This window comes from Mechercharimyces mesophilus (genome assembly GCF_059818345.1).
Genome location: NZ_JCBAPH010000002.1, coordinates 204,635 through 229,296, shown reverse-complemented (window position 1 = coordinate 229,296; position 24,662 = coordinate 204,635). Strand labels below are relative to the sequence as shown.

General features: G+C 45.6%; 24 protein-coding genes. 23 read left to right on the top strand and 1 reads right to left on the bottom strand.

Translation table 11 applies throughout. The features are described 5' to 3' along the window. Nucleotides 1-31 precede the first annotated feature (31 nt). From AC6RGY_RS08760 to spoIID, 12 genes are all read left to right on the top strand, one after another. A complete protein-coding gene (locus AC6RGY_RS08760) occupies nucleotides 32-1,132 on the top strand; it encodes an NADH-quinone oxidoreductase subunit D (RefSeq protein ID WP_499861920.1) in 1,101 nt (366 codons plus the stop codon). Next, nucleotides 1,132-2,097 carry an NADH-quinone oxidoreductase subunit NuoH gene (gene nuoH, locus AC6RGY_RS08755; protein ID WP_499861918.1) on the top strand — a complete coding sequence of 322 codons (966 nt, stop codon included), beginning with the start codon at nucleotides 1,132-1,134 and terminating at the stop codon, nucleotides 2,095-2,097. Before AC6RGY_RS08760 ends, nuoH begins: the two co-directional genes overlap by 1 nt. An 18-nt stretch (nucleotides 2,098-2,115) precedes the next feature. Further along, nucleotides 2,116-2,547: an NADH-quinone oxidoreductase subunit NuoI gene (nuoI, locus tag AC6RGY_RS08750; protein WP_499861916.1), complete on the top strand. Its 432-nt coding sequence runs from the start codon at nucleotides 2,116-2,118 to the stop codon at nucleotides 2,545-2,547. After that, nucleotides 2,534-3,040 (top strand): NADH-quinone oxidoreductase subunit J, encoded by a 507-nt coding sequence (locus AC6RGY_RS08745; protein WP_499861914.1) that lies wholly within the window; start codon nucleotides 2,534-2,536, stop codon nucleotides 3,038-3,040. Before nuoI ends, AC6RGY_RS08745 begins: the two co-directional genes overlap by 14 nt. Before the next feature lies 1 nt (nucleotide 3,041). Then, nucleotides 3,042-3,347 carry an NADH-quinone oxidoreductase subunit NuoK gene (gene nuoK / locus AC6RGY_RS08740; RefSeq protein WP_499861910.1) on the top strand — a complete coding sequence of 102 codons (306 nt, stop codon included), beginning with the start codon at nucleotides 3,042-3,044 and terminating at the stop codon, nucleotides 3,345-3,347. 23 nt (nucleotides 3,348-3,370) lie between these two features. Further along, nucleotides 3,371-5,239: an NADH-quinone oxidoreductase subunit L gene (nuoL, locus tag AC6RGY_RS08735; protein WP_499861906.1), complete on the top strand. Its 1,869-nt coding sequence runs from the start codon at nucleotides 3,371-3,373 to the stop codon at nucleotides 5,237-5,239. After that, complete coding sequence (locus AC6RGY_RS08730; RefSeq protein WP_499861904.1) at nucleotides 5,230-6,738, top strand: complex I subunit 4 family protein; 1,509 nt, start codon at nucleotides 5,230-5,232, stop codon at nucleotides 6,736-6,738. The genes nuoL and AC6RGY_RS08730 overlap by 10 nt, the downstream gene beginning before the upstream one ends. A 3-nt stretch (nucleotides 6,739-6,741) precedes the next feature. Beyond that, nucleotides 6,742-8,241 (top strand): NADH-quinone oxidoreductase subunit N, encoded by a 1,500-nt coding sequence (locus AC6RGY_RS08725; RefSeq protein ID WP_499861900.1) that lies wholly within the window; start codon nucleotides 6,742-6,744, stop codon nucleotides 8,239-8,241. A gap of 217 nt (nucleotides 8,242-8,458) precedes the next feature. Beyond that, complete coding sequence (locus AC6RGY_RS08720; protein ID WP_499861896.1) at nucleotides 8,459-8,710, top strand: DUF1146 family protein; 252 nt, start codon at nucleotides 8,459-8,461, stop codon at nucleotides 8,708-8,710. Nucleotides 8,711-8,842: 132 nt separating this feature from the next. Beyond that, entirely contained in the window at nucleotides 8,843-9,568 is a 726-nt protein-coding gene (locus AC6RGY_RS08715; RefSeq protein WP_499861891.1) for a YwmB family TATA-box binding protein, read from the top strand. Between the two features lie 21 nt (nucleotides 9,569-9,589). Beyond that, nucleotides 9,590-10,888: a UDP-N-acetylglucosamine 1-carboxyvinyltransferase gene (gene murA, locus AC6RGY_RS08710; RefSeq protein WP_499861887.1), complete on the top strand. Its 1,299-nt coding sequence runs from the start codon at nucleotides 9,590-9,592 to the stop codon at nucleotides 10,886-10,888. A 185-nt stretch (nucleotides 10,889-11,073) separates the two neighbouring features. Further along, complete coding sequence (spoIID, locus tag AC6RGY_RS08705; RefSeq protein ID WP_499861884.1) at nucleotides 11,074-12,120, top strand: stage II sporulation protein D; 1,047 nt, start codon at nucleotides 11,074-11,076, stop codon at nucleotides 12,118-12,120. A 118-nt stretch (nucleotides 12,121-12,238) separates the two neighbouring features. Here the strand turns inward: spoIID and splB are convergent, their stop codons facing one another. Then, nucleotides 12,239-13,261, bottom strand: coding sequence for a spore photoproduct lyase (gene splB, locus AC6RGY_RS08700; protein ID WP_499861882.1), 1,023 nt, complete (start codon nucleotides 13,259-13,261; stop codon nucleotides 12,239-12,241). Between the two features lie 277 nt (nucleotides 13,262-13,538). Here splB and AC6RGY_RS08695 point away from each other — a divergent pair, with 277 nt between their 5' ends. The 11 genes from AC6RGY_RS08695 to AC6RGY_RS08645 all read left to right on the top strand — a co-directional run bounded on the left by AC6RGY_RS08695 (nucleotide 13,539) and on the right by AC6RGY_RS08645 (nucleotide 24,631). Next, nucleotides 13,539-14,216 (top strand): peptidoglycan DD-metalloendopeptidase family protein, encoded by a 678-nt coding sequence (locus tag AC6RGY_RS08695; protein WP_499861879.1) that lies wholly within the window; start codon nucleotides 13,539-13,541, stop codon nucleotides 14,214-14,216. 198 nt (nucleotides 14,217-14,414) lie between these two features. Continuing rightward, complete coding sequence (spoIIID, locus tag AC6RGY_RS08690) at nucleotides 14,415-14,720, top strand: sporulation transcriptional regulator SpoIIID (protein WP_499861877.1); 306 nt, start codon at nucleotides 14,415-14,417, stop codon at nucleotides 14,718-14,720. Nucleotides 14,721-14,997: 277 nt separating this feature from the next. Beyond that, nucleotides 14,998-15,825: a hypothetical protein gene (locus AC6RGY_RS08685; RefSeq protein WP_499861872.1), complete on the top strand. Its 828-nt coding sequence runs from the start codon at nucleotides 14,998-15,000 to the stop codon at nucleotides 15,823-15,825. A gap of 138 nt (nucleotides 15,826-15,963) precedes the next feature. Continuing rightward, complete coding sequence (locus tag AC6RGY_RS08680) at nucleotides 15,964-17,271, top strand: NAD-dependent malic enzyme (RefSeq protein WP_499862455.1); 1,308 nt, start codon at nucleotides 15,964-15,966, stop codon at nucleotides 17,269-17,271. Nucleotides 17,272-17,414: 143 nt separating this feature from the next. After that, nucleotides 17,415-17,837, top strand: a complete 423-nt coding sequence (gene fabZ, locus AC6RGY_RS08675; protein ID WP_499862453.1) for a 3-hydroxyacyl-ACP dehydratase FabZ — start codon at nucleotides 17,415-17,417, stop codon at nucleotides 17,835-17,837. A gap of 29 nt (nucleotides 17,838-17,866) precedes the next feature. Beyond that, on the top strand, nucleotides 17,867-18,931 hold the full coding sequence (gene wecB, locus AC6RGY_RS08670; RefSeq protein WP_499861868.1) for a non-hydrolyzing UDP-N-acetylglucosamine 2-epimerase: 1,065 nt from the start codon (nucleotides 17,867-17,869) through the stop codon (nucleotides 18,929-18,931). A gap of 25 nt (nucleotides 18,932-18,956) precedes the next feature. Continuing rightward, nucleotides 18,957-20,165, top strand: coding sequence for a glycosyltransferase family 4 protein (locus tag AC6RGY_RS08665; protein ID WP_499861864.1), 1,209 nt, complete (start codon nucleotides 18,957-18,959; stop codon nucleotides 20,163-20,165). 169 nt (nucleotides 20,166-20,334) lie between these two features. Next, nucleotides 20,335-21,372, top strand: a complete 1,038-nt coding sequence (locus tag AC6RGY_RS08660; protein ID WP_499861859.1) for a Gfo/Idh/MocA family protein — start codon at nucleotides 20,335-20,337, stop codon at nucleotides 21,370-21,372. After that, nucleotides 21,369-22,475: a DegT/DnrJ/EryC1/StrS family aminotransferase gene (locus tag AC6RGY_RS08655; RefSeq protein WP_499861855.1), complete on the top strand. Its 1,107-nt coding sequence runs from the start codon at nucleotides 21,369-21,371 to the stop codon at nucleotides 22,473-22,475. Before AC6RGY_RS08660 ends, AC6RGY_RS08655 begins: the two co-directional genes overlap by 4 nt. Nucleotides 22,476-22,510: 35 nt before the next feature. Beyond that, complete coding sequence (locus AC6RGY_RS08650) at nucleotides 22,511-23,836, top strand: nucleotide sugar dehydrogenase (RefSeq protein WP_499861850.1); 1,326 nt, start codon at nucleotides 22,511-22,513, stop codon at nucleotides 23,834-23,836. A gap of 66 nt (nucleotides 23,837-23,902) precedes the next feature. After that, entirely contained in the window at nucleotides 23,903-24,631 is a 729-nt protein-coding gene (locus AC6RGY_RS08645; protein WP_499861847.1) for an acyltransferase, read from the top strand. Nucleotides 24,632-24,662 lie beyond the last annotated feature (31 nt).

The window sequence follows — 24,662 nt, the reverse complement described above, 5'->3', positions numbered from 1 at the left end:
CACCTCTTCCAACAGGAAGGAGAACCCCATTATGCTACGCACAGAAGAGATGCTCTTAAATATCGGTCCACAACATCCCAGTACCCATGGCGTATTCCGACTCATCATTAAAATTGATGGTGAAATCATTCAAGAGGCCACCCCAGTAATTGGTTACCTGCATCGTGGAACCGAGAAGCTAGCAGAAGATCTTAACTATACGCAGATCATTCCCTACACCGACCGTATGGATTATATCTGTGCAATGACCAATAATTATGCTCTGGTACAGGCGGTTGAGGCGATGATGGAGAAGGAAATTCCAGAGCGGGCAGAGTATTTGCGTGTGCTTGCAATGGAATTAAACCGCATCGCGAGTCATCTCGTATGGTTTGGCACTTATTTGTTGGATATCGGTGCATTAAGTCCGTTCCTCTTTGCCTTCCGTGAGCGAGAAAGCATTCTCTCACTCCTCAATGAGCTGTGTGGCGCCCGTATGACATTTAATTACATGCGTGTCGGGGGAGTGAAATGGGATGCACCCGATGGGTGGTTGAAGAAAGTCGGTCAGTTTGTTCATGAGATGAAGGAACAAGTGGACGAGTATGAGGGATTGGTAACAGGAAATGAAATCTTTCAAGAACGAACAAAGGGGATAGGTACTTATCATGCTGATGCGGCTATACAATATGGCTTGACTGGAAGCAACTTGCGGGTGACAGGTGTAAAGTGGGATTTGCGCAAGCAAGAGCCCTATTCTGTCTATGATCGCTTTCAATTTGATGTGCCTACGGGGGAAACAGGAGATCTCTTTGATAAATATCGGTGCCGGATGCAGGAAGTTCGCGAGTCACTTCGTATTGTGGAGCAGGCGTTGGAACAGATTCCAGAAGGACCGATCATGGCCAAGGTACCGCGTCTCATCCGCTTACCCGAAGGGGAAGTATACACCCGATTAGAGTCCCCCCGAGGAGAATTGGGCTGTTACCTCGTGACAAAAGGAAAAGGAGATAAGCCGTGGCGGTGCAAATTTCGTCGCCCTTCTTTTAATAATCTGCAAATTTTACCGATGCTCTTGAAAGGAGAGAACGTCTCCAATCTAGTCGCTATCTTGGGTGGGATCGATATTGTCCTCGGGGAGGTGGATGGTTAATGTTTTGGCTAGGTCCCGTACTATACCTCTTTCTTTTGCTCGGCTTTGTGACAATGGCCATTCTCTTTGAGCGGAAAGTGATTGGGTGGATGCAAAGCCGCATCGGTCCCAACCAAGTTGGTCCTTGGGGTTTATTGCAGACAGTGGCGGATGTCTTCAAGCTGTTAATCAAAGAAGATATTATCCCGCAAAAAGCAGACATCTTTCTATTTAAGTGGGCACCTGCTCTCGCTTTTATCCCAGCTTTCATCGTGACCGTCACGATCCCTTTCTCAGATACGCTTCTATTTGCGGATGTGGGGGTTGGCATCCTCTTTTACGTGGCGATCTCCAGTCTGACGACCATGGGGATCCTCGTTGGTGGTTATGCCTCCAATAATAAATTTGCCTTACTGGGGTCAATGAGAACCGCTGCGCAAATGATTAGTTATGAAGTGCCTTTGGTGATGGCCTTGGTGGGAATTGTTCTTACGGTGGGGAGCTTAAACCTGACGGACATTGTGGAGGCGCAAGCCAACGTGTGGTTTATTATCCCGCAATTCTTGGCGTTTGCTGTCTTTTATATTGCCTCCCTGGCAGAACTAAATCGTACGCCCTTTGACCTACCGGAAGCGGAGTCGGAACTGGTAGGTGGCTACCATGTAGAATATACTGGGTTTCGTTTCGCCTTCTTTATGCTGACTGAGTACGTTTATGTGTTTGTGATGGCCTCTCTGACCACGTTGCTTTTCTTAGGAGGGTGGCTACCGCTATTTGGAGGTGATTTTTTACCACCACTCGTTTGGTTTATGCTCAAATTTCTCCTGGTGGTTTTTAGTCTTTTCTGGATACGTGCAACGCTTCCCCGTCTCCGAATCGATCAATTGATGAAATTAGGTTGGCAATTGCTGCTTCCTCTTGCGCTATTTAATATATTGGCTTCCGCTCTCTTAAAAGAGATTCCGGTTATAGGAGCCTATTTCTAGGAAGGAGGTGGGAGGAAGATGTTTGGTCTATTAAAAGGAATGGGGATTACACTCAAAAACATGACGAAATCCAAAGTCACCTATTCCTACCCGGAAAAGCCTCTAAAGATGCCGGATCGCTTTCGTGGTATTCAACACTTTGATCCGGAAAAGTGCATTGTCTGCAATCAATGCGTTCGTGTTTGCCCCACCGATTGTATTACGCTGACTGGGCGTAGTCATCCAGACCCGAGTAAAAAAGGGAAAATCATCGAGACTTATGATATTAATTTTGAAATTTGCATCTTATGTGACTTGTGTACAGAAGTTTGTCCCACTGAAGCCATTGTGATGACGACCAATTATGAGCTTGCAGCCTATAGCCGAGATGAATTGTTTAAAGATATGAAATGGTTGCACGAAAATGATACCAATATTCGTGGGGGAGGTGGGGAGGATGAACCTGATTGATATAGAAGGAGTCGCTTTTTTCGCTCTGTCGGTACTGGTGATTGGGGGAGCGGTTTTTATGATCCATTTTACGAAAGTGATCCACATGGTCTTGTCACTTGCGCTTACTTTTCTGGGGATTGCGGGCTTGTATGGATTGATGCAGGCCTCCTTCTTGGCAGTCATACAGGTTTTAATCTATGCAGGAGCCATTCCCATTCTTCTGCTGTTTGGAATTATGCTGACTCGCACAGAGAAGACAGACTCCAAAGGACGTTCCCTCCATCACTTTTTTTCTTTCATCGGCACGGCAACTTTTCTTCTCATTCTGTTGGGAGTCATCTACCAGACACCTGTTACCGACAGAGCTCAAATAGAGCCCGTCACGACTGCTCGAATTGGGGAAATGGTACTCAAACATTATGTTATTGCTTTTGAGGCCGTTTCGCTGTTGCTTTTGGTCGCCTTAGTGGGGGCGATCTTACTGGCGAAAAAAGAAAGGGGGTCCTCGTAACGTGGTGTTAACTTCCTACCTTTCCTTGGCTGCGATCTTATTTTGTATCGGACTTTATGGCGTGTTGACCAAGCGAAACGCAGTCATTGTATTAATTTCGATTGAGCTCATGCTGAATGCGGCCAACTTGAACTTCGTTGCCTTCTCGAGGTGGGGAATGTTTGCCAATGAGACGGGGCAAATATTTTCGCTCTTTTCTATTACGGTGGCAGCAGCAGAAGTAGCAGTCGGACTGGCCATTGTGATTGCCCTCTTTCGTAATCGAGGCATACAGAATGTGGACCAAATCGATGATCTAAAGGGATAGAGTTGACGAGGAGGTGACTGATCATGCAGTGGGCTTGGATAATTCCTCTTCTTCCATTTCTGGCTTTTCTCTTATTGCTAGGATGGCGGAACAAAGTGAATGAAATGGGTACCAGTATTATAGGGATCGGGGCAGTTGGTCTTTCTTTTCTTCTTTCCCTCTATGTTTTTTGGGATTTAAGTCGTGTAGGAGAAGCGTGGATTCAGTTGTGGCCATGGCTTCAGCTAGAGGATCGGGTAATCTCAATGGGAGTATACGTAGATCAATTGAATGTGATCATGCTTCTTCTGATTAGCCTGGTAAGCTTGGTGGTGCAAGTTTATTCAAGGTCCTATATGGCGGGAGATAGCCGGTTTGCTGTATTTTACGCTTACTTAGGACTGTTTTCTGGTAGTATGCTGGCTCTTGTCCTCTCGCCTAATCTCTTACAAATGTATCTCTTTTGGGAGCTTGTCGGTTTGGGTTCCTTTTTGCTCATCGGATACTGGTTTCAAAAGCCAAAAGCGAAGCGGGCAGCACAAAAAGCCTTTCTCGTGACGCGGATCGGCGATGTTGGCTTCTTCCTCGCACTTCTCTTGCTTTTTTGGCACGTTGGGAGTCTGGACATTGTCACAATCTTGAGCGAGGTAGAAAGCGGGCAGGTTGATTCTTTTTCCCTCACAGCTATTGGGCTGTTTCTTTTCTTAGGGGCTGCCGGAAAGTCAGGGCAATTTCCTCTACATATTTGGTTGCCGGATGCGATGGAAGGTCCTACTCCGGTAAGTGCATTGATTCATGCGGCGACGATGGTAGCGGCAGGGGTATACCTCGTGGCCAGGTTATATCCACTCTTTCTTGAATCGCCGTTGGTACTGGATGTGATGGCGTATGTGGGAGTGTTTACGGCCATTTTTGCGGCGTTGGTGGCGCTGGCTCAAAACGATATGAAGCGCATTCTTGCTTTTTCTACGGTAAGCCAACTCGGGTTTATGATGTTGGCTTTGGGATCCCTCGGTTATGTTGCAGGTGTGTTTCACCTGATTACTCATGCTGCGTTTAAAGCAGCGCTTTTCCTTACTGTCGGTGCGATCATTCTTTTGTATAACCAACAAGACATACGAAAGATCGATGCCCTCTGGAGAGGGGATAGACAGGTTGGTGGGTGGCTACTGATAGGGACCATTGTGATCATCGGTATACCATATACCGCGGCTTATTTTTCTAAAGAAGAAATATTATATGCTGTGTATACCAGTAGAGGGTTGGGGATGTTCTGCCTCACCTTAGTGGCTTCGATCTTAACGATTCTCTATATGTCTCGCCTCTTTTTGCACATAACCACAGGAAAAGAGAGCAATATGGAAGCGAATGAGCGGAAAAAAATCAACCGGTATATCCAGTGGCCGGTGCAGGTTCTCTTGTTCTTTTCGCTTTTCCTCGGGCTGATCAATGCCCCCAACCCTTTATTGGGGAAGTGGCTCTCGCAACCCGGGCTCGTAACCATTCATGGAACCATGCCAAAGTGGTTTTTTCTCATCTGGGTCCTCCTTTTAACGGGGGTCATTTATGGTGCTTGTCGTTTTTATTATCGCACCTCTTCAGCAAACGCCCACTTTTCCAAGCAGACCTTCAAAGCAAGAGAGTGGCTACACCATCAGTTTTATATCGATGCTTTGTTAGATAAAGGAGTCACTCACTTGGTGAAACGGTTAGGATGGGTTTTGGTACAGGTGGATCGCTACCTCATTGATGGGGTGATTCACTTCTGTGTGGGTACTGTTGAAGCATGTGCGCGTTGGGGACAAAGGTGGCAGACCGGAAAGGTGCAGGATTATCTCTTATTTAGTCTCTTAGCTTTAATTATCTTGTTCCTTATCCTACTTGTAGGGGGGTGGACCGGCGAATGGAGATGATCATAACCCTCCTCCTTTTCTCTCCTTTGGTGGGGGTAGCTGTTCTTGCTTTGCCCTGGCAACATGAGCGGGTGACGAAGATAATTGCCTTGCTGGCAACGTCTCTCCCTCTGCTACTAACAGGATGGGTTGCTTTCCTCTTTGAACCGTCGATAGGATCTGTACAGTTCCTGCATGAAGTAGAGTGGTTTACGTTGTGGTTGACAGTAGAGGATACCATTCCTTTTAACTATTCTGTAGGAATCGATGGTCTTTCGTTACCGCTAGTCGCATTAACCGTGATCATTAGCTGGATTGTGGCAATGGCCGCTTGTTTGTATATCCGTCAACGAATGAAGATGTTTTTTCTCCTCCTTCTTCTATTGGAAGTGGGCATGTTGGGGGTGTTCTTATCACAAAATTTGTTTCTCTTCTTTCTTTTCTTCGAGGTAACCCTGGTGACGACTTATGTGCTCATCGGCTACTGGGGTGGGGGCTGGAAAGAAAGGGCCGCCAATCACTTTTTAATCTACAATGGATTGGGCTCGGCTATTTTACTCCTTGCTTTTCTCGTCTTCATGCTCGTCAGTGGGACAATGGATTACACTGGGGTTCAGGAGCGGATGATTCAACTGCAATCGGGAATGTTCACTGGAAACGAGGGTCTGCAAAAAACCATCTGGGGACTATTTATCGCTGTGTGGCTGGCATTTGCGATTAAGCTTCCGGTTTATCCTCTTCATTCCTGGATGGTGCGGGTACATAGTGAAGCGGCTGTTCCTGTGGTGATGTTACATGCAGGCGTGCTCTTAAAAGTGGGGACATACGGACTTCTTCGCTTTGGTGTTGGCTTTTTTCCAGAGTTGATGAGAGAAGCCAGCTCTGTGATTGGGATGATGGGATTAATCAGCTTACTGGTAGGCGCTTTGATGGCATTGGTGCAAATCGAACTAAGAAGGATCATGGCTTATGCGAGCTTAAGTCATATGGGCGTCATTTTACTGGGAATGGCGGCAGGTAATGAAGCAGGTATCAGCGGTGCGATCTTGCAATCCGTTTCGCACGGCTTTATTTCCGCGCTTCTCTTCTTCTTGATTGGAGCGGTTAGTGAACGGCTTGGCTCCACTTCCCTCAACCGGCTTGGTGGCTTAGCAAATCCCTTGCCCGTGTGGTCTGGTTTCTTTCTCTTCGGAGGATTAACCCTTCTCAGTCTGCCTGGAACAGCAGGATTTATCAGTGAGTTTTTCCTCTTTCTCGGTTTTTTTGAAGCTTATCCACTACTAGCCAGCATAGGCCTACTGGGATTGGTCCTCGCTGCTGCTTACTCGCTCAGAATGGTGTTAGAAACAACTTATGGTAAATGGGAAAGAGAAGAGAAACCAGTTGATTTGTCCATCAGGGAGAAGGTACCGCTTTTTCTTCTGAGTACAGCAATCTTGGTTATTGGTCTGTACCCACAGTGCTTGACTGAACCGATGAAGACAGCCATACAACTAATCATCATACAGACAGGAGGGTAGAGTATGGGTGAGAGATACCTTTTAGATTACAACTGGATTCTGATGGCGCCGGAAATCATTCTGCTCTGTGCTGTGGCCTTTTTGTCCCTCCTCGATTTATTGATGAAGGATGGACAAAAAAGGCAAGCGATTGGATGGATTAGTCTGACCTTTGTGATCGGGGCTATGTTCCTTACGATTACGCAATGGGATGAGATTCCGTATGAGATCTTGGCAGATACGTATCGGGTAGATGCGATCAGTCTTTCTTTTAAAGTGCTCCTTTTGCTTGGAGCGATGGCTGTTCTCCTTCTCTCCTTGATAGATGTTCGCTCAGAAGAGGTCCACTACGAAGGCGAGTATTATACACTGTTGATCACCGCGTTGATCGGGGCTATGCTCATGGTGTCTTCTGCCGACTTGATCACGCTATACATTGGATTGGAACTGCTCAGCATCTCCTCTTATATCTTGGTCGGCATACGGAAAAAAAGACGAGAGGCGAATGAAGCAGCGTGGAAGTATATCGTGTATGGAGGGGTCTCTTCCGCTTTTATCCTGTATGGCCTTTCCTTTGTTTATGGGATCACGGGAAGCACCAATCTTTATATCATTCAAGAACGACTGGCAGAAGCATATTCTCTAGGGTTGTCACTTTATGTTTTCCTCTCTTTGTTTCTATTGTTGCTTGGCTTAGGTTTTAAAGTGGCAAGTAGTCCGTTCCACTTTTGGGTACCGGATGTGTATCGAGGGGCGAGTACACCGATTACGGCATGGTTAACAGGGGTTTCTAAGATCGCGGCTTTTGCCTTTCTTCTCCGAATTGTATTGGGTGGCTACCTCTTCCTGTTCGGTGAGGAGGGATTTAGTGTGTTAAAACCGCTCATTCTCTTATTGGCCATCTCCTCACTCTTCATTGGGAATTTGGTTGCCTTGCGGCAAACAAATACGAAGCGGCTCGTCGCTTATTCCAGTATCGGGCATGGAGGCTTTCTTCTGTTGCCTCTATTGGGGTCCCTCGCGTTTTCCAACACTCTCTTCTATCTTCTCGCTTATATGGTGTCCATTACGGGCTTTTTGACAATCGTTTCTTTGGTGGAGCGAGCGAGCGAAGGGGAAGAAGAGTTGAGTGCATTTGCAGGGTTGAAAGAACGATCACCTTTATTGGCTTTTTCCACAACAATCTTTCTCCTCTCTCTTGCAGGAATACCGATAACTGCAGGTTTTTTTGCTAAATTGTACATTCTACTCAGTGTCTTGAAGATGGGCGTATTTTGGCTGGCGATCTTACTCGTTGTTGTCACGGTGATTTCCTATATGTATTACTTTGAAATCATTCGTCAGATGTACTTTCGCCCTTCCCTTCATCAGGAACGGGTAAAGGGATCGTGGATCTCCTTCTTGCTGATTGTTCTCTGTGTCGCCGGCACTGTCGGACTGGGCCTCTTTCCAAACCTTGCGCTAGATGTCTGGTTACAAATGGACTGGCAAAGCGCCATATTAGGAGGATCGAGTGGGCAATAATAATAATTTAATATGAAAGTGTTAAAATGTCCTCATTAGGGAAGGAAACAAGCAAAGGGCGAAGAAGTGAGAGGGAGCAGTGGATCACCCTGCTTTCCTCCTCGTCCCCATATGAATAAGTTGTCAAACAAGTTTGCGAAAAACCCTTTGCTTCATGGGCTGTTTTGCGTTACGATAGGTAGTATCGTAAAGTAGCTTTTAACCATGATGATAAGGAGTGCATACCATAGTGGGTGGGGAATTTGGCTTAGGGTTAAGCGCACTCATCAATATTAGTTTATCCATTATTTTCATTGCTTTAAGCTGGTGGGCTTTATCCAGCATACGGTTTGAACGCATAGTACGTGATAGCAGCAGTCCACAAGCAAGAGCGCTCATGATTATCCTAGCGATTGTATTGGGACACGGATTAGCTACATTTTTTATTGATTATCTCGGCTGGTCACGAATGATTCAGTACCTTTTCTAAGAATACAAGCATTCTCCCTCACGCAAAGCGATACGAACGTAGAGGGAAAAGTGGCAAACTCCTCTTTCGTTCCCGTATAACCTCTTCCGCTTCTGTCGAGAATGGAGGCGAATAGGAGAGGAGAGGGTCTGGATGCGGAATGGATTATGGGGTACAATAATTTCATTTGTAGCAATCCTATTTTTACTTGGTCCATCATCAGCACCAACGGAAGTCGTAGCACTTATGAATGTCTTTCATCGACTAAACATTACTCCTGAACAGGTGGTTGTTCACCATGGGAATCGCGCATCTTCTTCCATAAGGACTCAAGATGCAGGAGCGCTTGCAGAACAAATTAGTCAATCGCTTCATTTACCGGACCCCATTCGTTACGCAAATGAACATGGAATCAAATGGTCATCTGTGGGTAAGCGAGCGGATGAGGGGGAGTTAAAGTTCCAATTGTTTTTGTTAGAAGCAGATGAAGAGTGGGTAACGCCCTACTTGTCCATTCAGTATCAGGGGTCGGTAAATTCAGAGTCGACGATTCTCTCCGTATGTGACGAATTGGAGGAGTTACTTTCCCAGCTGGAGATGGAACCTGCCATTCATATCTCGATTCAAGGTAGTAGCTCGGATGCGCCTGAGCGAACCGATCTCGCAGTTAATCAGATGTTAGAAGAGCTGGATGCGAAAGAAGTGGAAGCGATGCGCACGATGCAAACGACGAGTATATCGGCTTATTCACCTTATTTTCAGGACTCCTTAATGACAAAAGGCGGAGAAATGAATGTGCAGGTGGCGGCTCGAATCGATTCTAAACATCAAGAGATGATCTATACGATCGGTACTCCAATCATTACGATCGAATATTAGCTTAACGTGGAGGGAAGACTTGTGGAAAAAATCATTGTCCGAGGTGGCAGAGCGCTAAAGGGTCGAGTAAAAGTTCATAGTGCCAAAAACTCAGTGCTAAAAATTATTGCTGCTTCGATCCTATCGAGTCGTGGGGAAGTCGTCATCGAAGAAGTTCCTATGTTGGAAGATGTGAAGACCATTACAGAACTGATTTCCCGGCTAGGGGTAGGAACGAAAATGGAAGACCAGCGTCTCTATATCGAGGCAGAAAATATTACGAATACGGAAGCGCCATACGATCTCGTTAGAAAAATGCGTGCTTCGATCACGGTTATGGGACCTTTATTAGCACGGAAAAAACATGCGCGCATTCCCCTACCCGGAGGGTGTGCCATTGGTAGTCGCCCCATTGATCAACATCTAAAAGGCTTGGAAGCGATGGGAGCAGAATTTGAGATTGGGCAGGGTTATATTGAAGGCTTTGTCCCAGGACGTTTGAAAGGCGCTCGCATCTACTTGGATGTGGTTAGTGTAGGAGCGACCGAAAATATTATGATGGCGGCGACATTGGCTAAGGGACGTACAACCATTGAAAATGCGGCGCGCGAACCAGAAATCGTGGATCTCGCTAACTTCTTGAACGCGATGGGTGCCAACGTTCGTGGGGCCGGGACCGATACGATCCGCATCGAAGGCGTTGACTTTTTACATGGCACAGAATACTGCCCCATTCCGGACCGAATCGTTGCCGGTACCTATATGGTTGCTGCTGCAATTACGCGCGGAGAAGTTTTTGTGGAAGGTGCCATCACCGATCATCTCAAGCCCGTTATTGCAAAGATGCGGGAGATGGGCGTCGAGGTTTTAGAAGGAGAAAATGGTGTGCATGTACGTGCGACAGGAGCTTTAAAGGCAGTGGACGTAAAAACACTTCCACACCCAGGTTTCCCGACAGATATGCAGTCGCAGATCATGGCGTTGCAATTGACTGCTGAGGGAAGCAGTATGATGGTGGAAAGTGTCTACGAAAATCGCTTTATGCATGTAGAAGAACTAAAGCGTATGGGAGCCAACATTAAGGTAGATGGTGGCCGAAGTGCTCTGATTGAGAAGTCCTCTTTGTCAGGTGCAGAAGTAAGAGCGACTGATCTTCGTGCAGGAGCAGCCATGGTTTTAGCCGGATTGATCGCAGAAGGTACCACAACAGTGACCAATCTTCACCATATTGATCGTGGTTATATCCGTTTGGTAGAAGAACTGCAGTCCTTGGGGGCAGATGTAGAGCGAATTAAAGTAGAAGATAAGGAAGATGTTTCTGTTCAGTCCTCGTATGCTTAAAGGGCTTTATCATACTCAACAAAAAAAACTGCGGATCGCCGCAGTTTTTTTGTTGAGAAAATTACTTTGTAAATGGGGTTTTAACCCGATGGTGGATCCAGTTAGATTCAGTTCTATCTCTTTTCCCCCTGTCATATAGTAGAGAAGAAAGGTTGTCCGTAAGGTGATAACAAGGGGGTATAAGATTGGGGTTGAATTGGAAAAAGGGATTATCCGTCATGCTTTTTTTGTGTGTCATGGTGCTCGTGATGGTTAGTATCCCAGCTTTTATGACGGGCTTTGCTGATAAACGAGCCATTGTTACTGAAGAAGAGCCTGTTGTCTCGTTGCCCCAGGATGATGGCCCACTCATTCATGTTTACTTAAGTGAAGAGAAGAGGGTCGTCGAAGTGCCTCTAGAGTCTTATGTTCGAGGAGTCGTCGCGGCAGAGATGCCAGCAGACTTTCATGTGGAAGCACTCAAAGCACAGGCGTTGGCCGCACGAACCTATATTATTGATCGTATGAGCAAAAAAAGCTTTGACGATATGCAATCATTTGGTGAGGCGGCTACAGGGGCTCACGTATCGGATACAGTGCGCCATCAAGTCTATACGACGGATGAACAACTCAAGAAGAAATGGGGAAAAGAATACCATGCTTATTCCAGTAAAGTGAATGAAGCGGTTCGTGAAACCAACCAGCGTATTTTGCTTTATGAGCAACAGCCGATATATGCCGCCTTCTTCTCTACGAGTAATGGCAAAACGGAAAACTCGGAGGATTATTTTACTGCTCCTTATCCATATTTACGAAGTGTAGACTCGACATGGGATGAACGATCTCCTAAGTTTAGAGACGAGGTCACCCTCTCACTAACGGAACTAACAAAAAAATTAGCGGGTGTAACGGGGAAAAAAGTAAGTACCCCTTCATCACCCGCGCAAGATTGGATTCATGTACTGGGGTGGACTGAAGGGGAGCGAGTGGAGGAAGTAACGATTGGCGGAATGAAATTTACCGGTCGCGAAGTGAGAGAAGCACTCGGCCTCTCTTCCTCTGATTTTACTTGGGAGTTAAAGCAGGACCAAGTCACCATCCGGACGGAGGGTTATGGTCATGGTGTTGGTATGAGTCAGTGGGGAGCGAACCTTATGGCCCAGTCAGGGAAAGAAGCTGAGGAGATCGTACAACATTATTACAGTGGAATCGATATCGGACAAGTGAATCAAGTCCTGGCGTCCAAAGAATAATGGTGGAATTAAGACCTCATTTGGACCACTAGAGAAGGGGGATTGGGGAGAGGATAAGAGAAAGGGTTTTTGCTCTTCTCCCCAGCCTACCGTCTCAGATTACGGATGCAAGATAGGTTTAAGTAAAATAGTCGATGACAGCGTTTGGGAAATGATGATAAATCCTCTCTTCGGTATGCTCCTTTAACTCCGCGAGCTCCTCATTGGGGTACATATATTTGACTCGTCCGTACTTCCCCCATTTTTTCTTACGTTTTTCTTCATCCATCTCTAACTTGGTTTTGGGATAACGTTCTTCAATGACTCGTTTTGCTGCCTTCGTGTAGCGATGACTAATCAGTTCAAAATGAAGGGGCGGCATACTTGCAGGTAAGGAAGATCGAAGGTCGGCAAACAACTGATCATATTCTTCCTTCCATCCATCAAAAATCATGAGTGGAGCGACGATAAAGCCGATAGGATAATGACTGTTGGCTACTTTTGTCGCCGCAGCGATACGTTCGGGTAATCGGGCCGTTGCAGGTTCGAAGCGGCGGATGACCGTATCTGCATTAATACTGAAACGAATACGGGTATGCCCATTATGCTCCACATCTAAAAGGCCGTCCACTGTGTCAAACTTGGTGACGAATCGTAGGCGACCAAGCTTTTCTTGTCCGAAGAATTCAATCGTCTTCTTTAACGAGCCTGTTATATGTTCCAATCCAACGGGATCGGAGGTACAGGCAGCTTCAAAATGAGTCAGTTGCGGAGCACGCTCCTCCATATAGTGTTTGGCGGATGCAAAGATCTCCTCAAGGTTGACATAGACACGAATATAAGGGCGATTGCCCATGGTGGTCTGTAAGTAGCAATAATGACAATGCCCCATACATCCGGTTGCCAGTGGGATGGCATACTCGGCTGATGGCTTGGATGTATCAAATTTTAATGTCTTTCGGATACCTACTACTAACGTTCGTTTCGCAACGCGGTACTTCTCAAGATCATTTTCCCCCGGAATGCCAGTAACCCGGTTATGTGAAGTGGTCATTCTTACCTCTACGTTCTCGCGCTGAAAACGTTCGTGCAATTCTTTTCCTAGAGGGTAATTTAATGATTCGGGCTCGAAGAAAACAAGATCAGGTTGAAAGGGTTTCATGTTATCACCTCACGTTTAACCTTCCCCGCCACTTTTCCACCCATTCCGATTCATGATCCTTTCTATGAAAGTTTCCGCGTGGTGAAACTGTCGTTGAAGATAAGGGTGAAAGCTCACCTTAAGAATTTTTGGAAGATGGGCGAGCGGTTTTTCCTTGAGAGACTCTGAGCCAACCCCTTAATTTATCCAAAATGGTTGAGAATATACAAAAAACGTGAAGGCAATAGGTATAGAAACGAAAAACGCTGTCCAGAATGGATTTTGAGGTGATCACTAAATGAAACCACAAGATCCAGATAACCGTGTCAAAAAATTGCCGACACGTGCAAAATGGAAGAAACTATTAGGTAAGAAATGGGTTTTCCCTGCGATTTATCTAGCCGCTGCTGCACTCATCCTCGCCATGGTTTGGTGGACCCAAAAAGGTCAGGAATATGATGTTTCCAATTTGGGATTGGAGACCATCCAAATGGATGAGAAAGAGGATGAAAAAGAAGCAAACGAGGAAGAGAGCATGCGTCTTCCTGTAGCAGATGAATCTCAGGAAACGTTGAAGATGGGTTACTATGAAGAAGCGAGCTCAGATGAAGACAAGGAAGCCTCTCTTGTTCGCTATGCCAACACCTTTTGGCCACATTCCGGACATGACTATGCACGAGAAGATGGGGAAGCATTTGATGTCGTTGCCGCGCTCACTGGAAAAGTAACGCGGGTTGAAGAGAATCCCATTTTGGGCACAGTTGTTGAGATGGAGCATGAGGGCGGATTAGTCACTATCTATCAAAGTTTGGAAGATGCGAAGGTAAAAGTAGGCGATGAAGTGGCGATCGGAGAGAAGATCGCGATGTCAGGAAGCAACAAATTTGAAAAAGAAGCTGGCAATCACTTGCACTTTGAAGTTCGCCAAGATGATAAGCCAATCAATCCTGATCAATTCTTAAGCTTGTCTGAATAATAGATCCAGAGGGGTGTGTTGCTAGTTCATTGGACAAGCAACACACCCTTTTTCTATATTTAATTAAAAAATTTTACAAATAGAGAATAAAAAATGAAATAAATTGGCGTAAATGGCTTGTCAGCGCTTGGTCCAAAGAGAATAACCCCCAAAACCCTTCATATAATGTATCAGACAAACGTAAGAGGGGTGAAGGGAGTGCACGATTATATAAAAGAGCGGACGATTAAGATCGGAAGATATTTCGTAGAAACACGCAACACCGTACGACATATTGCGAAGGAGTTTGGCGTTTCCAAAAGCACAGTCCATAAGGATTTGACCGAACGACTACCTGAGATCAACCCCGAATTGGCACAAGAAGTGAAGGAGATATTGGAGTATCATAAATCGATTCGTCATCTCCGTGGAGGAGAAGCGACCAAAGTGAAATATAAGAACCGAAAAGATCAAACAGAGATGAGTAGTGAACGACAGGAAACAGAAGCCACATTAAATATCTAAATAGGAAAGAGCGCCGAAGCTTACATAGGATTTGCTATTATTTATCTTTTTTATCTGATATCAATGGATTGCTCCGGTGTTCTTTTTTGTATGAAATATTTTCTATATATTCTATTAATTAAATATTACCGGATGGTTTCATCAGGTCATTTATGGTATAGTAAAGGGGAATTTATCAAGTAATCGTGCGGATCGATCGGGTGGCATGACAACCGGTTGTCATATAGAATAAATGTAAGAAGTCTACAATAAGAGGTGTATAGAAGGGGTTTGGACTATGTCTGATAAAGAGAAAAACAAGCCAGTAACACAGGGAGAAGCGTCGCAAGAAAAACAAGCAGATCAAGCTCAGACGAAGAAGATAGAGCAATCTGAGAAAGCAGAGCATAAAGAATCGCGGCATGAATCAGAACGAGCGCAATCGAACGAATCAGACGAGGCTCCAACAGAAACAGGTGGGGAGTTGCAAGACCAGCCCACAGAAGAGATGAGTACGAAAGAGGAACAAAAAGTGGCTGGTAGCGGACAAGAAGGCGAGGAGCATGCCGGAGAAGAAAAGGCAAATAGTCAAGAGGATGAGGCATCCGAATCTCTTCCGGAAACGTTGGGTCAACTTACTTGGACGGAAGACTCTTTGTCAGAGGAAGAGCTCTCTCGCTCTGAAAAAAAGGAAAACATAGAAGAGGGAGGGGAAGAGAAGGAATCTGAAAGTAAGGCGACTGAATCGCCAGTAGACGAAGAAAAGAAAGAGGAAGCAGAGACAAGCTCAGAAGGAGAACAACCAGAGCCTGTGGTGAATGAAGAGGATGGAGAAGAGGGAATTCAACCGGCGGGTGTGCTTAAGTGGAGCGAAACAGATGAAAGTAAGGAAGAGGATTCCCTGCTACGAGAAGAAGAAGCGCAGGATAATTCAACGGACAATAAAGGGGTTCGCATCGCACAAAAAACAGCGATCATTGTTCTAAAAATAGTATGGGTTCCGCTCTTGCTGGTGTTCGCTCTAGCGTTTGGTCTGGCCAGTGGCTATTTCTATGAAACCGGCGAGTGGAGAGAAGTTTTTAGTGTAGAATTATGGGAGCATCTTTATAACCTTGTATATGGGTAAAATTAGATCTGAGAATGAACGTTTAACTGCCCAATTTTCGTATTGGGCTTTTAGCTTTTACCAAAGACTAATGATATGTGGATTGTATGATACTAGGAGGACAATGATTTGATTGAACGAAACCTAACACGCTCTATAATGGTTGAAACACCTTCTTTCCCTGGGAATTTGGGGCGCGTAGCGACAGCAATTGGACAAGCTGGCGGTGATATTGGTGAGGTGACCACCGTGCGGATTGGACCGCGTACGACGATGCGAAATATTACCGTCCAGTGTGAAGGGGATGAAACCCTAGCACGAATCCTTGACGAGATTCGGCAGCTAGGTGGAGGCATTCGCTTAGCAACGGTCTCCGACGATGTACTTTCTGCCCACGAGGGTGGGAAAATACATATGACAAGCAAAATGGATGTCCGCTCTTTGGCAGATCTGCGACGTGTCTACACACCTGGAGTAGCCAATGTGTGCAGAGTGATCATGGATGATCCAAGCAAGGCGCGCATCTATACGAGTTTAGGTCATACGGTAGCCATCGTGACAGATGGTACGGCAGTACTGGGGTTGGGCAATATTGGACCTGTAGCGGGTATGCCTGTGATGGAAGGGAAGGCAGCTTTATTCGATCGATTTGCAGGAATTAGTGGGATTCCGATTTTATTGGATACGAGTGATCCAGATGAAGTGGTATCGACGGTTAAGCATATCTCTCATAGTTTCGGTGGCATTTTGTTAGAAGATATCGGTTCTCCCCATTGCTTTGAGATTGAGGAGCGGCTAAAAGCTGAGTTGTCCATCCCGGTAATGCATGATGATCAGCATGGTACGGCTGTTGTTACCATGGCAGCCGTCCTTTCCGCTTGTCGTTCCGCTGGGGTAAATTTAAAAGATGCCAAAGTAGGGCAGATTGGTCTAGGTGCTGCTGGTTTAGCAATTTGTCGCATGTTTCTTGCTTACGGTGTGCAAGAAGTTTATGGAACGGATCCGCAAGCAGCGGCACGCGAACGCCTACAATCTTATGGAGGAAATCCGCTTAATGATTTAAAAGAGTTGATGCAGACTTGCGATATTGTCGTAGCGACGACGGGTGTTCCAGGTCTCATCGAGCCGGATCTTATTCGTGAAGGGCAAGTTATTTTGGCTCTATCTAACCCAAAACCAGAAATCCAACCTGAAGTGGCGGTTGAGGCAGGTGCTGCTTTTGCTGCGGACGGTCGGTCTGTGAACAATGCGCTCGGCTTTCCAGGTATTTTCCGTGGGATCCTAGATGCCAAAGCAACTTCTTTCACGCACGAGATGTATGTGGCTGCGGCTGAAGCTATTGCAGGACTTACGAAAGAAGGGGAATTGGTTCCTCATCCACTGGATTCCGATGTTCATCGGCATGTAAGTCAAGCCGTTGAACGTGTTGCGATCAAGCAAAGAGATAACAAAAAGGGACAACTTTAAATGAGTAGTGATCACAAGAAGCCTCTAGTAATGAATCTGGAGGCTTCTTGTGATCGATTGGAAAGGCTTGAATGGTTTCGCTATAATGAAGTTGCCAGCTTAAATGGTGAGAGAATGATTCATAGGAGGAGAAGTCCATGGAAATGAACGTAGAAGAGATCCAACGCATTCTGCCACATCGCTACCCCTTCTTGCTTGTAGATAAGATCATCGAATGCCGTTGGGGAGAGAAGGCAATTGGACAGAAGAATGTCAGCATAAACGAACCCTTTTTTAGTGGGCACTTTCCTGGATATCCAGTCATGCCGGGTGTTCTCATACTGGAGTCGCTTGCTCAAGTAGGAGCAGTCGCTATTCTTGGAATGAAAGAAAACCAAGGGAAGATTGGTTTCTTAACCGGATTGGACCGTGTGAGAATCAGGGGTCAAGTAAAGCCGGGCGATGTCTTACGCTTGGAAGTGGAAATGTTGAAAATGCGTCGTTCGATCGGTAAAGCTAAAGGCATTGCTACCGTTGATGGTCAAGTAGTAGCGGAAGCGGAATTGATGTTTGCCATTGGCGAATAAAAATAAATGAGGAGCAGGAGGGGAACCGATTGAAAGTTGTTTCCATAGTAGGAGCGAGACCACAGTTTATTAAGGCCGCTCCCGTTTCGCGAGCGTTACGACAGCTTGGGGAAGAAATCCTTGTGCACACAGGTCAACACTATGATCAAAATCTATCCGACATTTTTTTCGAAGAATTAGAAATCCCCAAACCAGACTACCAATTAAATGTGGGCTCGAAGTCGCATGGTGCACAGACGGGTGAGATGCTTACCAAGATCGAAGAGGTGTTACTGAATGAAAAGCCGGATACGGTGTTAGTGTATGGAGATACTAACTCCACATTGGCAGGTGCATTAGCAGCATCCAAGTTACATATTCCTGTTGCTCATATAGAAGCTGGTCTACGTAGCTTTAACCGTAAGATGCCTGAAGAAACCAATCGTGTATTGACGGACCATTTATCTACGTGGCTTTTTTGCCCTACAGAGACAGCAATGAATCACCTTGCGAGAGAAGGGATCTCGGAAGGTGTGTTTCAGGTGGGAGACGTGATGGTAGATGCGGTTTACTATAATATACGGTTGGCTGAGGAGAAATCGCCTATCCTAGCAGGCCTCTCTCTTACCCCCCGTTCATACATTTTAGCTACTTTACACCGAGCAGAAAATACCGATAATGAACAACGTTTGACTCATATCGTAGACGCGTTAAACCGCATTGAACAAACCACGATCTTGCCCTTACATCCAAGAACGAATGCGAAGTTGAAACATTGGGGATTGGAATTGAAAAATCCTCAGCTAACGGTTATCGATCCCGTTGGGTATTTGGACATGCTTCAGTTGGCGACAAATGCAAGCAAGATATTGACCGATTCTGGAGGGGTTCAGAAAGAAGCTTTCTTACTAGGGACACCTTGTATCACGATGAGAGATGAAACGGAGTGGGTGGAAACGGTTGAGTGGAAGGTAAACCAGCTCGTCGGTGCAGATACGGAGCGGGTTCTGCAGGCGGTTAATCAGGCAGATGAAGTAGACTTCTCTCAAGTACCTGCTCTCTTTGGTGATGGAAAGGCGGCTTTGGCGATTGTAGAAAAGTTAGGTCTTAGGTAAGTAGTTGGATGAGAGGGGGAGGACGATGAGCTGCAGAACATTACATGTATTATTGGTTTCACACATGTATCCTCATCCGGCCAATCCGATGTCAGGTATATTTGTTCATCAACAGGTAAAGTCACTGCAGGACAAGGGGATTCAATGTACCGTTCTTTGCCCGATCCCGTATCTCCCTCTCTATCCTAAGTGGAGGAAATATCGACATACAAAGAAGCATACAGTGATGGACGATGTAGAAGTATACTATGTGCCCACCAAGATGTTTCCTAAAGGAATAGGGTTTTCTCATTATGGTACCTATTATTATCAAGCTTTGCGAGAGGTGCTTAGAACTCAGTTGCCTTCACGCACTTTTGATCTGCTACACAGTCATACTATCTTTCCCGATGGTTTTGCAGGAGCTCTATTAAAAAAACAATTGAAAATACCCTTACTCACAACCATTCACGGATCAGATATCCTTGTCTATCCCGAACGAAACCGTCGGGTGATGCGAAGGGTGAAAGAAGCGATATCTGGATGCGATCATATTGTAACGGTCAGCAAGAAATTGAAAGAGAAGACGCAATCACTCGGTTCAGCAACCCCCATCTCGACTATTTATAACGGTATCGATGACACTCTTTTTCAACCTCGTTCGCAATATGAAGCGAGAAGAAGTGTTGGGATTTCGCTGGAAGGAAGGTGGGTCTTGTATGTGGGTAATTTGTATAAGGTCAAAGGAGTCTCTATTCTTTTAGAGGCATTTCAGCGATTAACTCGTGATCGTAATCGGAATGAACTTCAATTATGTATTGTTGGAGACGGACCGCTACGGCCTCAATTGCAAACATTAGCGAATCAGCTGGGTCTAGCAGATAGAGTGCGATTTACTGGTAGGCGCCCGCATACCGAGATTGCTACTTGGATGAATGCGTGTGATGTTGTCTGTTTACCCAGTCTCTATGAGGGATTGGGGGGTGTTTTGTTGGAGGCGATGGCGTGTGGAAAGCCAGTAGTGGCTTCTGCTGTAGGGGGCATTCCGGAGATTGTGAAACCAAATGAGACGGGATTTCTGGTTGAGCCAGGGAGTAAAGAAGCATTATTTCGGTCTTTATCTCAACTTCTAGATGCAACGGAAGCCGAGATACGTGCGTTCTCCCAACGTGCTTACCAATTTTCTCGTTCTTTTTCATGGGAAAGAAGTGTCACTCAATTACTGGAGATCTATGAGGAATTGATCCGTAGCTAAATGGAATCCTTCACCTCTATGATAATTATTAGATAAGATTTTGTAAATATTAAGTCTTTATTAATTTTGATTATTATGGATTGCATATGGATGGAAGCCGTGGGAAGATGATAACTGCTAGGCATTAGTGGCTTTTCTCAAGGAAGGTAGCAGGAGGAGGGGGACATCCATGATTGGATACGGGATTGTCGGATGTGGTCACATTGCAGGCAAGCACATAGAAGCGATTCGGCAGACTGAGGGAGCCAGACTTGTTGCCTTATGTGATAAAGATCCAGAGCGACTGAATTCCTTAAAGGCGGATGGTGTGAAAGCTTATACTAAGCTTGAGGATATGGTAAGAGATTCTGAGTTGGATGTTATCAATATTTGTACGCCGAGCGGGTTGCATGCAGAGCAGGTAATCACTGTGGCAGAAGCGGGAAAACACGTGATAGTGGAAAAACCGATGGCCCTTACACTAGAGGATGCGGATCGGATCATCGCCGTGTGTAAAAAACAGGGTGTGAAATTAGCAGTGGTGCACCCGAATCGCTTCCGTCCAGCGATGAAAGCGCTGAAAGAGATGGTGCAACGAGGATCGTTTGGCACATTGGGCCATGTGAATGCCACCTTACGCTGGAATCGAAATCAGGATTACTATGATCAAACACCTTGGCGAGGTACTCGAATGCTAGATGGCGGAGTATTAATGAATCAAGCGATTCATAATCTTGATTTGCTTCTATGGTTGGTCGGTGAGGTGGACGAGGTGAGTACCTATCAAGCAACACGCATGCGCAATATCGAAGCGGAAGATACTTCTGTATCGATTCTCCGTTTTAAAAATGGGGTCCTCGGTGTTATTGAAGCAGCGGTTACCATTTATCCGCGAAATTTAGAGGAATCGATTCATCTTTTTGGTTCGCATGGGACGGCAGTCGTAGCAGGACCAACAGCCCACCGTTTGCGTACTTGGCAGTTCGAAGAACTTTCACTACAAGATGAGCAGAAAATGATTGAGCAAATAGATGCTGATCCCTATGGAAAGCCTGGTCATCAACACATTATGGAGGATATGACGGAGGCAATTTTACACGATCGTAAACCTGTCGTGACAGGAGAAGACGCTCGCCGTGCTATAGAGCTAATCGTAGCTTGTCAAATGGGCAGCGAGAGTGGCTTGCCGATTCGGTTAGATCGGATACAAAACGAGGTGGAAGCATGAAAGCGATACCGTTGATGGACTTAAAAGCACAATACGAAAGTATTCGTGCGGATGTGCGCGAAGCAGTCGATCGGGTCCTAGATAGTGGGCAATATATCCTAGGCCCAGAAGTGAAGCTATTTGAAGAAGAAGTGGCTCGCTTTGTTGGGACTTCTTTCGGAGTAGGTGTCGCTAATGGTACCGATGCCTTGTTATTATCATTAGAAGCATTAGGTGTGGGCGCGGGCGATGAAGTCATCACCACTTCCTTTACTTTTTTTGCGACAGCAGAAGTGATATCCCGCGTGGGCGCAACACCTGTGTTTGTCGATGTGGATCCTCTTACCTATAATTTGGATGTTGGTCAAGTTAGAGAAAAGATTAATGAACGCACCAAAGCGATTATCGCTGTTCATATCTTTGGACAACCAGCGGATATGGATGAGTTGATGCAGGTGGCAACGGAACATGATCTCTACGTCATTGAAGATGCAGCTCAGGCTATCGGAGCGGAATACAAACAGCGTTCGATCGGTTCGATCGGACATATTGCTTGTTTCTCTTTCTTTCCGACGAAAAACCTCGGTGGGTATGGGGATGCCGGAATGGTCGTAACCTCGGATGAGAATCTTGCCGATACGATTCGTGTATTACGAGCGCACGGGAGTGAAAAAAAGTATTTTCATCGACTCATTGGATTTAACAGCCGCTTGGACCCGATACAAGCTGCCATCTTACGCGTAAAATTAGCCCATTTAAATCAATGGAATCAGCTCAGGCATGAGCGAGCGTCACAATATAATGAACGGTTACAATCCCTTCCTATAAAAACACCTTATGTGGCAGATGATCGTTCGACAACGTACCATCTCTATGTGATCGAGAGTGAAAAGCGAGATGATTTACAGAAATACTTGAAGAGTGAAGGAATTGCAACAGGTGTTTACTATCCGCTTCCCCTGCATTTACAAGAAGTATACCAGCACTTGGAGTACAAGGAAGGGAGTCTACCCCAGTCTGAGCGTCTTTCGCAACGAACGCTCGCATTGCCGTTATTCCCGGAACTGAAAGAAGAAGAAGTTGCGTATATTGCAGACAAGATCAATCACTTTTTCGCTAAATAATGTTTGATGGCGTTAAGAAGGGATAGGGATGAGTCATGAAATCGATTGCTAATCGATCGGAATTATTACGAAAAATTGATGACAAGACCGCCGTGATTGGTGTTGTAGGATTGGGATATGTAGGCCTTCCATTAGCAGTGGAGAAAGCAAAAGCGGGTTATCAGGTGATCGGGTTTGATATTCAGCAATCTCGTGTCAACATGGTGAACGAAGGGATTAATTACATTGGAGACGTGGTAGATGAAGATCTTCTCTCCATGGTGGAAGAAGGGAAATTTCGTGCTACCGTGGATTATTCAGAGATCTCTTCAGTCGATGCGGTGATGATTTGTGTCCCTACCCCGCTGGATGAATATCAGCAGCCCGATACTTCCTATGTTGAGTCCTCTGCTGCTGCAATCGCTGAAAACCTTCATCCAAGTATGCTGATTGTTTTAGAAAGTACTACTTATCCGGGAACAACGGAAGAGATTATCCGTCCGATCTTAGAGCGTTCGGGACTGGAGATTGGAAAAGATATCTTTCTTGCCTTTTCCCCAGAACGCGTAGATCCAGGAAATAAGGTATATAACACGAAAAATACGCCCAAAGTGGTTGGGGGAATGACGACTGAATGTACACTTATTGCAGCTCAAATGTATCGACACGTGCTGGAAGGGGAAGTTTTTGAAGTTTCTAGTCCCGCAGTTGCGGAAATGGAGAAGATTCTGGAAAATACATTTCGGAATATTAATATCGCGCTAGCCAACGAGATGGCTATTCTTTGTCATAAGATGGGTATTGATGTATGGGAAGTGATTGAAGCAGCGAAGACCAAGCCATACGGGTTTATGGCTTTTTATCCGGGTCCCGGCTTAGGCGGGCATTGTATTCCGATCGATCCATTCTATTTGACATGGAAAGCGAGAGAATATAACTACCATACTCGTCTGATTGAATTGGCCGGCGAAATCAACAATTATATGCCGGAATTTGTGATCGAACGCTTGATGAAAGCGCTCAATCGGTATGGGAAAGCTGTGAAGAATGCTAATATTTGTATCTTAGGGGTTGCGTACAAAAAAGATATTGATGATTATCGTGAATCACCGGTATTAGAAATCATTCATACACTTAAGTCCTATGGGGCAAACCTAACCATCCACGATCCGCACGTACGTTCTTTCTCTCACAAAGGAAAAATGTATGAAACGGTGGAGTGGAGTAAGGAAATGTTACAAGCAGCAGACCTCGTTTTAATAACGACGGATCATACTGCCTTTAATCGGAAAGAGATTGCTCAGTATGCCAAAGTAGTCTTTGATACTCGCAATACCTTAAAGGATATCCATCCTATCAACGCCGATTACGAAAAGTTGTAGCTTCTTTTTTACTCGCTATACGAACGCGGGAAGACACTTGGGAGAGATAAAAGAGGAGGGCAGAACATGGTTCATTCATCGGCATTTTTGGGAGAAGGGGTTTCTCTTGGAGAACATGTGGTGATTGAAGAAGGTGTGGTCATTGGCGATCACACCACGATTGGTCATCATGTTGTCATTCATGCAGGGACACAGATCGGTCGTGGTGTCCATATTGGCGATCACACCGTGCTTGGACGTTGGCCCAAACCGAGTAAAAACAGTACGGCAAAGGTGGATAGTGAATTAGACCCCCTGGTGATGGGTGATCACATGATTGTAGGCTGTGGCGCTGTGCTCTATCGTGGCAGCAAAATAGGAAAAGATGGAATGGTGGGGGATCTAGCGACAATTCGAGAAAAGTGTCAAGTGGGGAGCTGTGTGACCATTGGACGGGGAGTAACGCTCGAAAATGAGGTGCGGGTCGGTTCCTATAGTAAAATCCAGACCAATGCGTATTTGACTGCTTATATGGTACTAGAGGAGCATGTGTTTATTGCTCCTTGTGTAGCAACAACCAATGACAATTATATGGGAAGAACGGAGAAACGGTTTCAATATATCAAAGGTCCGCACATCAAAAGAGGGGCTCGTGTGGGGGGGAACGCCACTCTTTTGCCGGGAATTACGATTGCTGAGGAAAGTTTCATTGCTGCGGGGGCAGTGGTTACAAAGGATACAGAATATGGGCTTGTTTACGTTGGCTCCCCAGCTAAACCTCTACGACCCGTTCCGGAAGAAGAAAAACTGAAATAAACACCATAAAAGATGTTTTTTGGACATACTA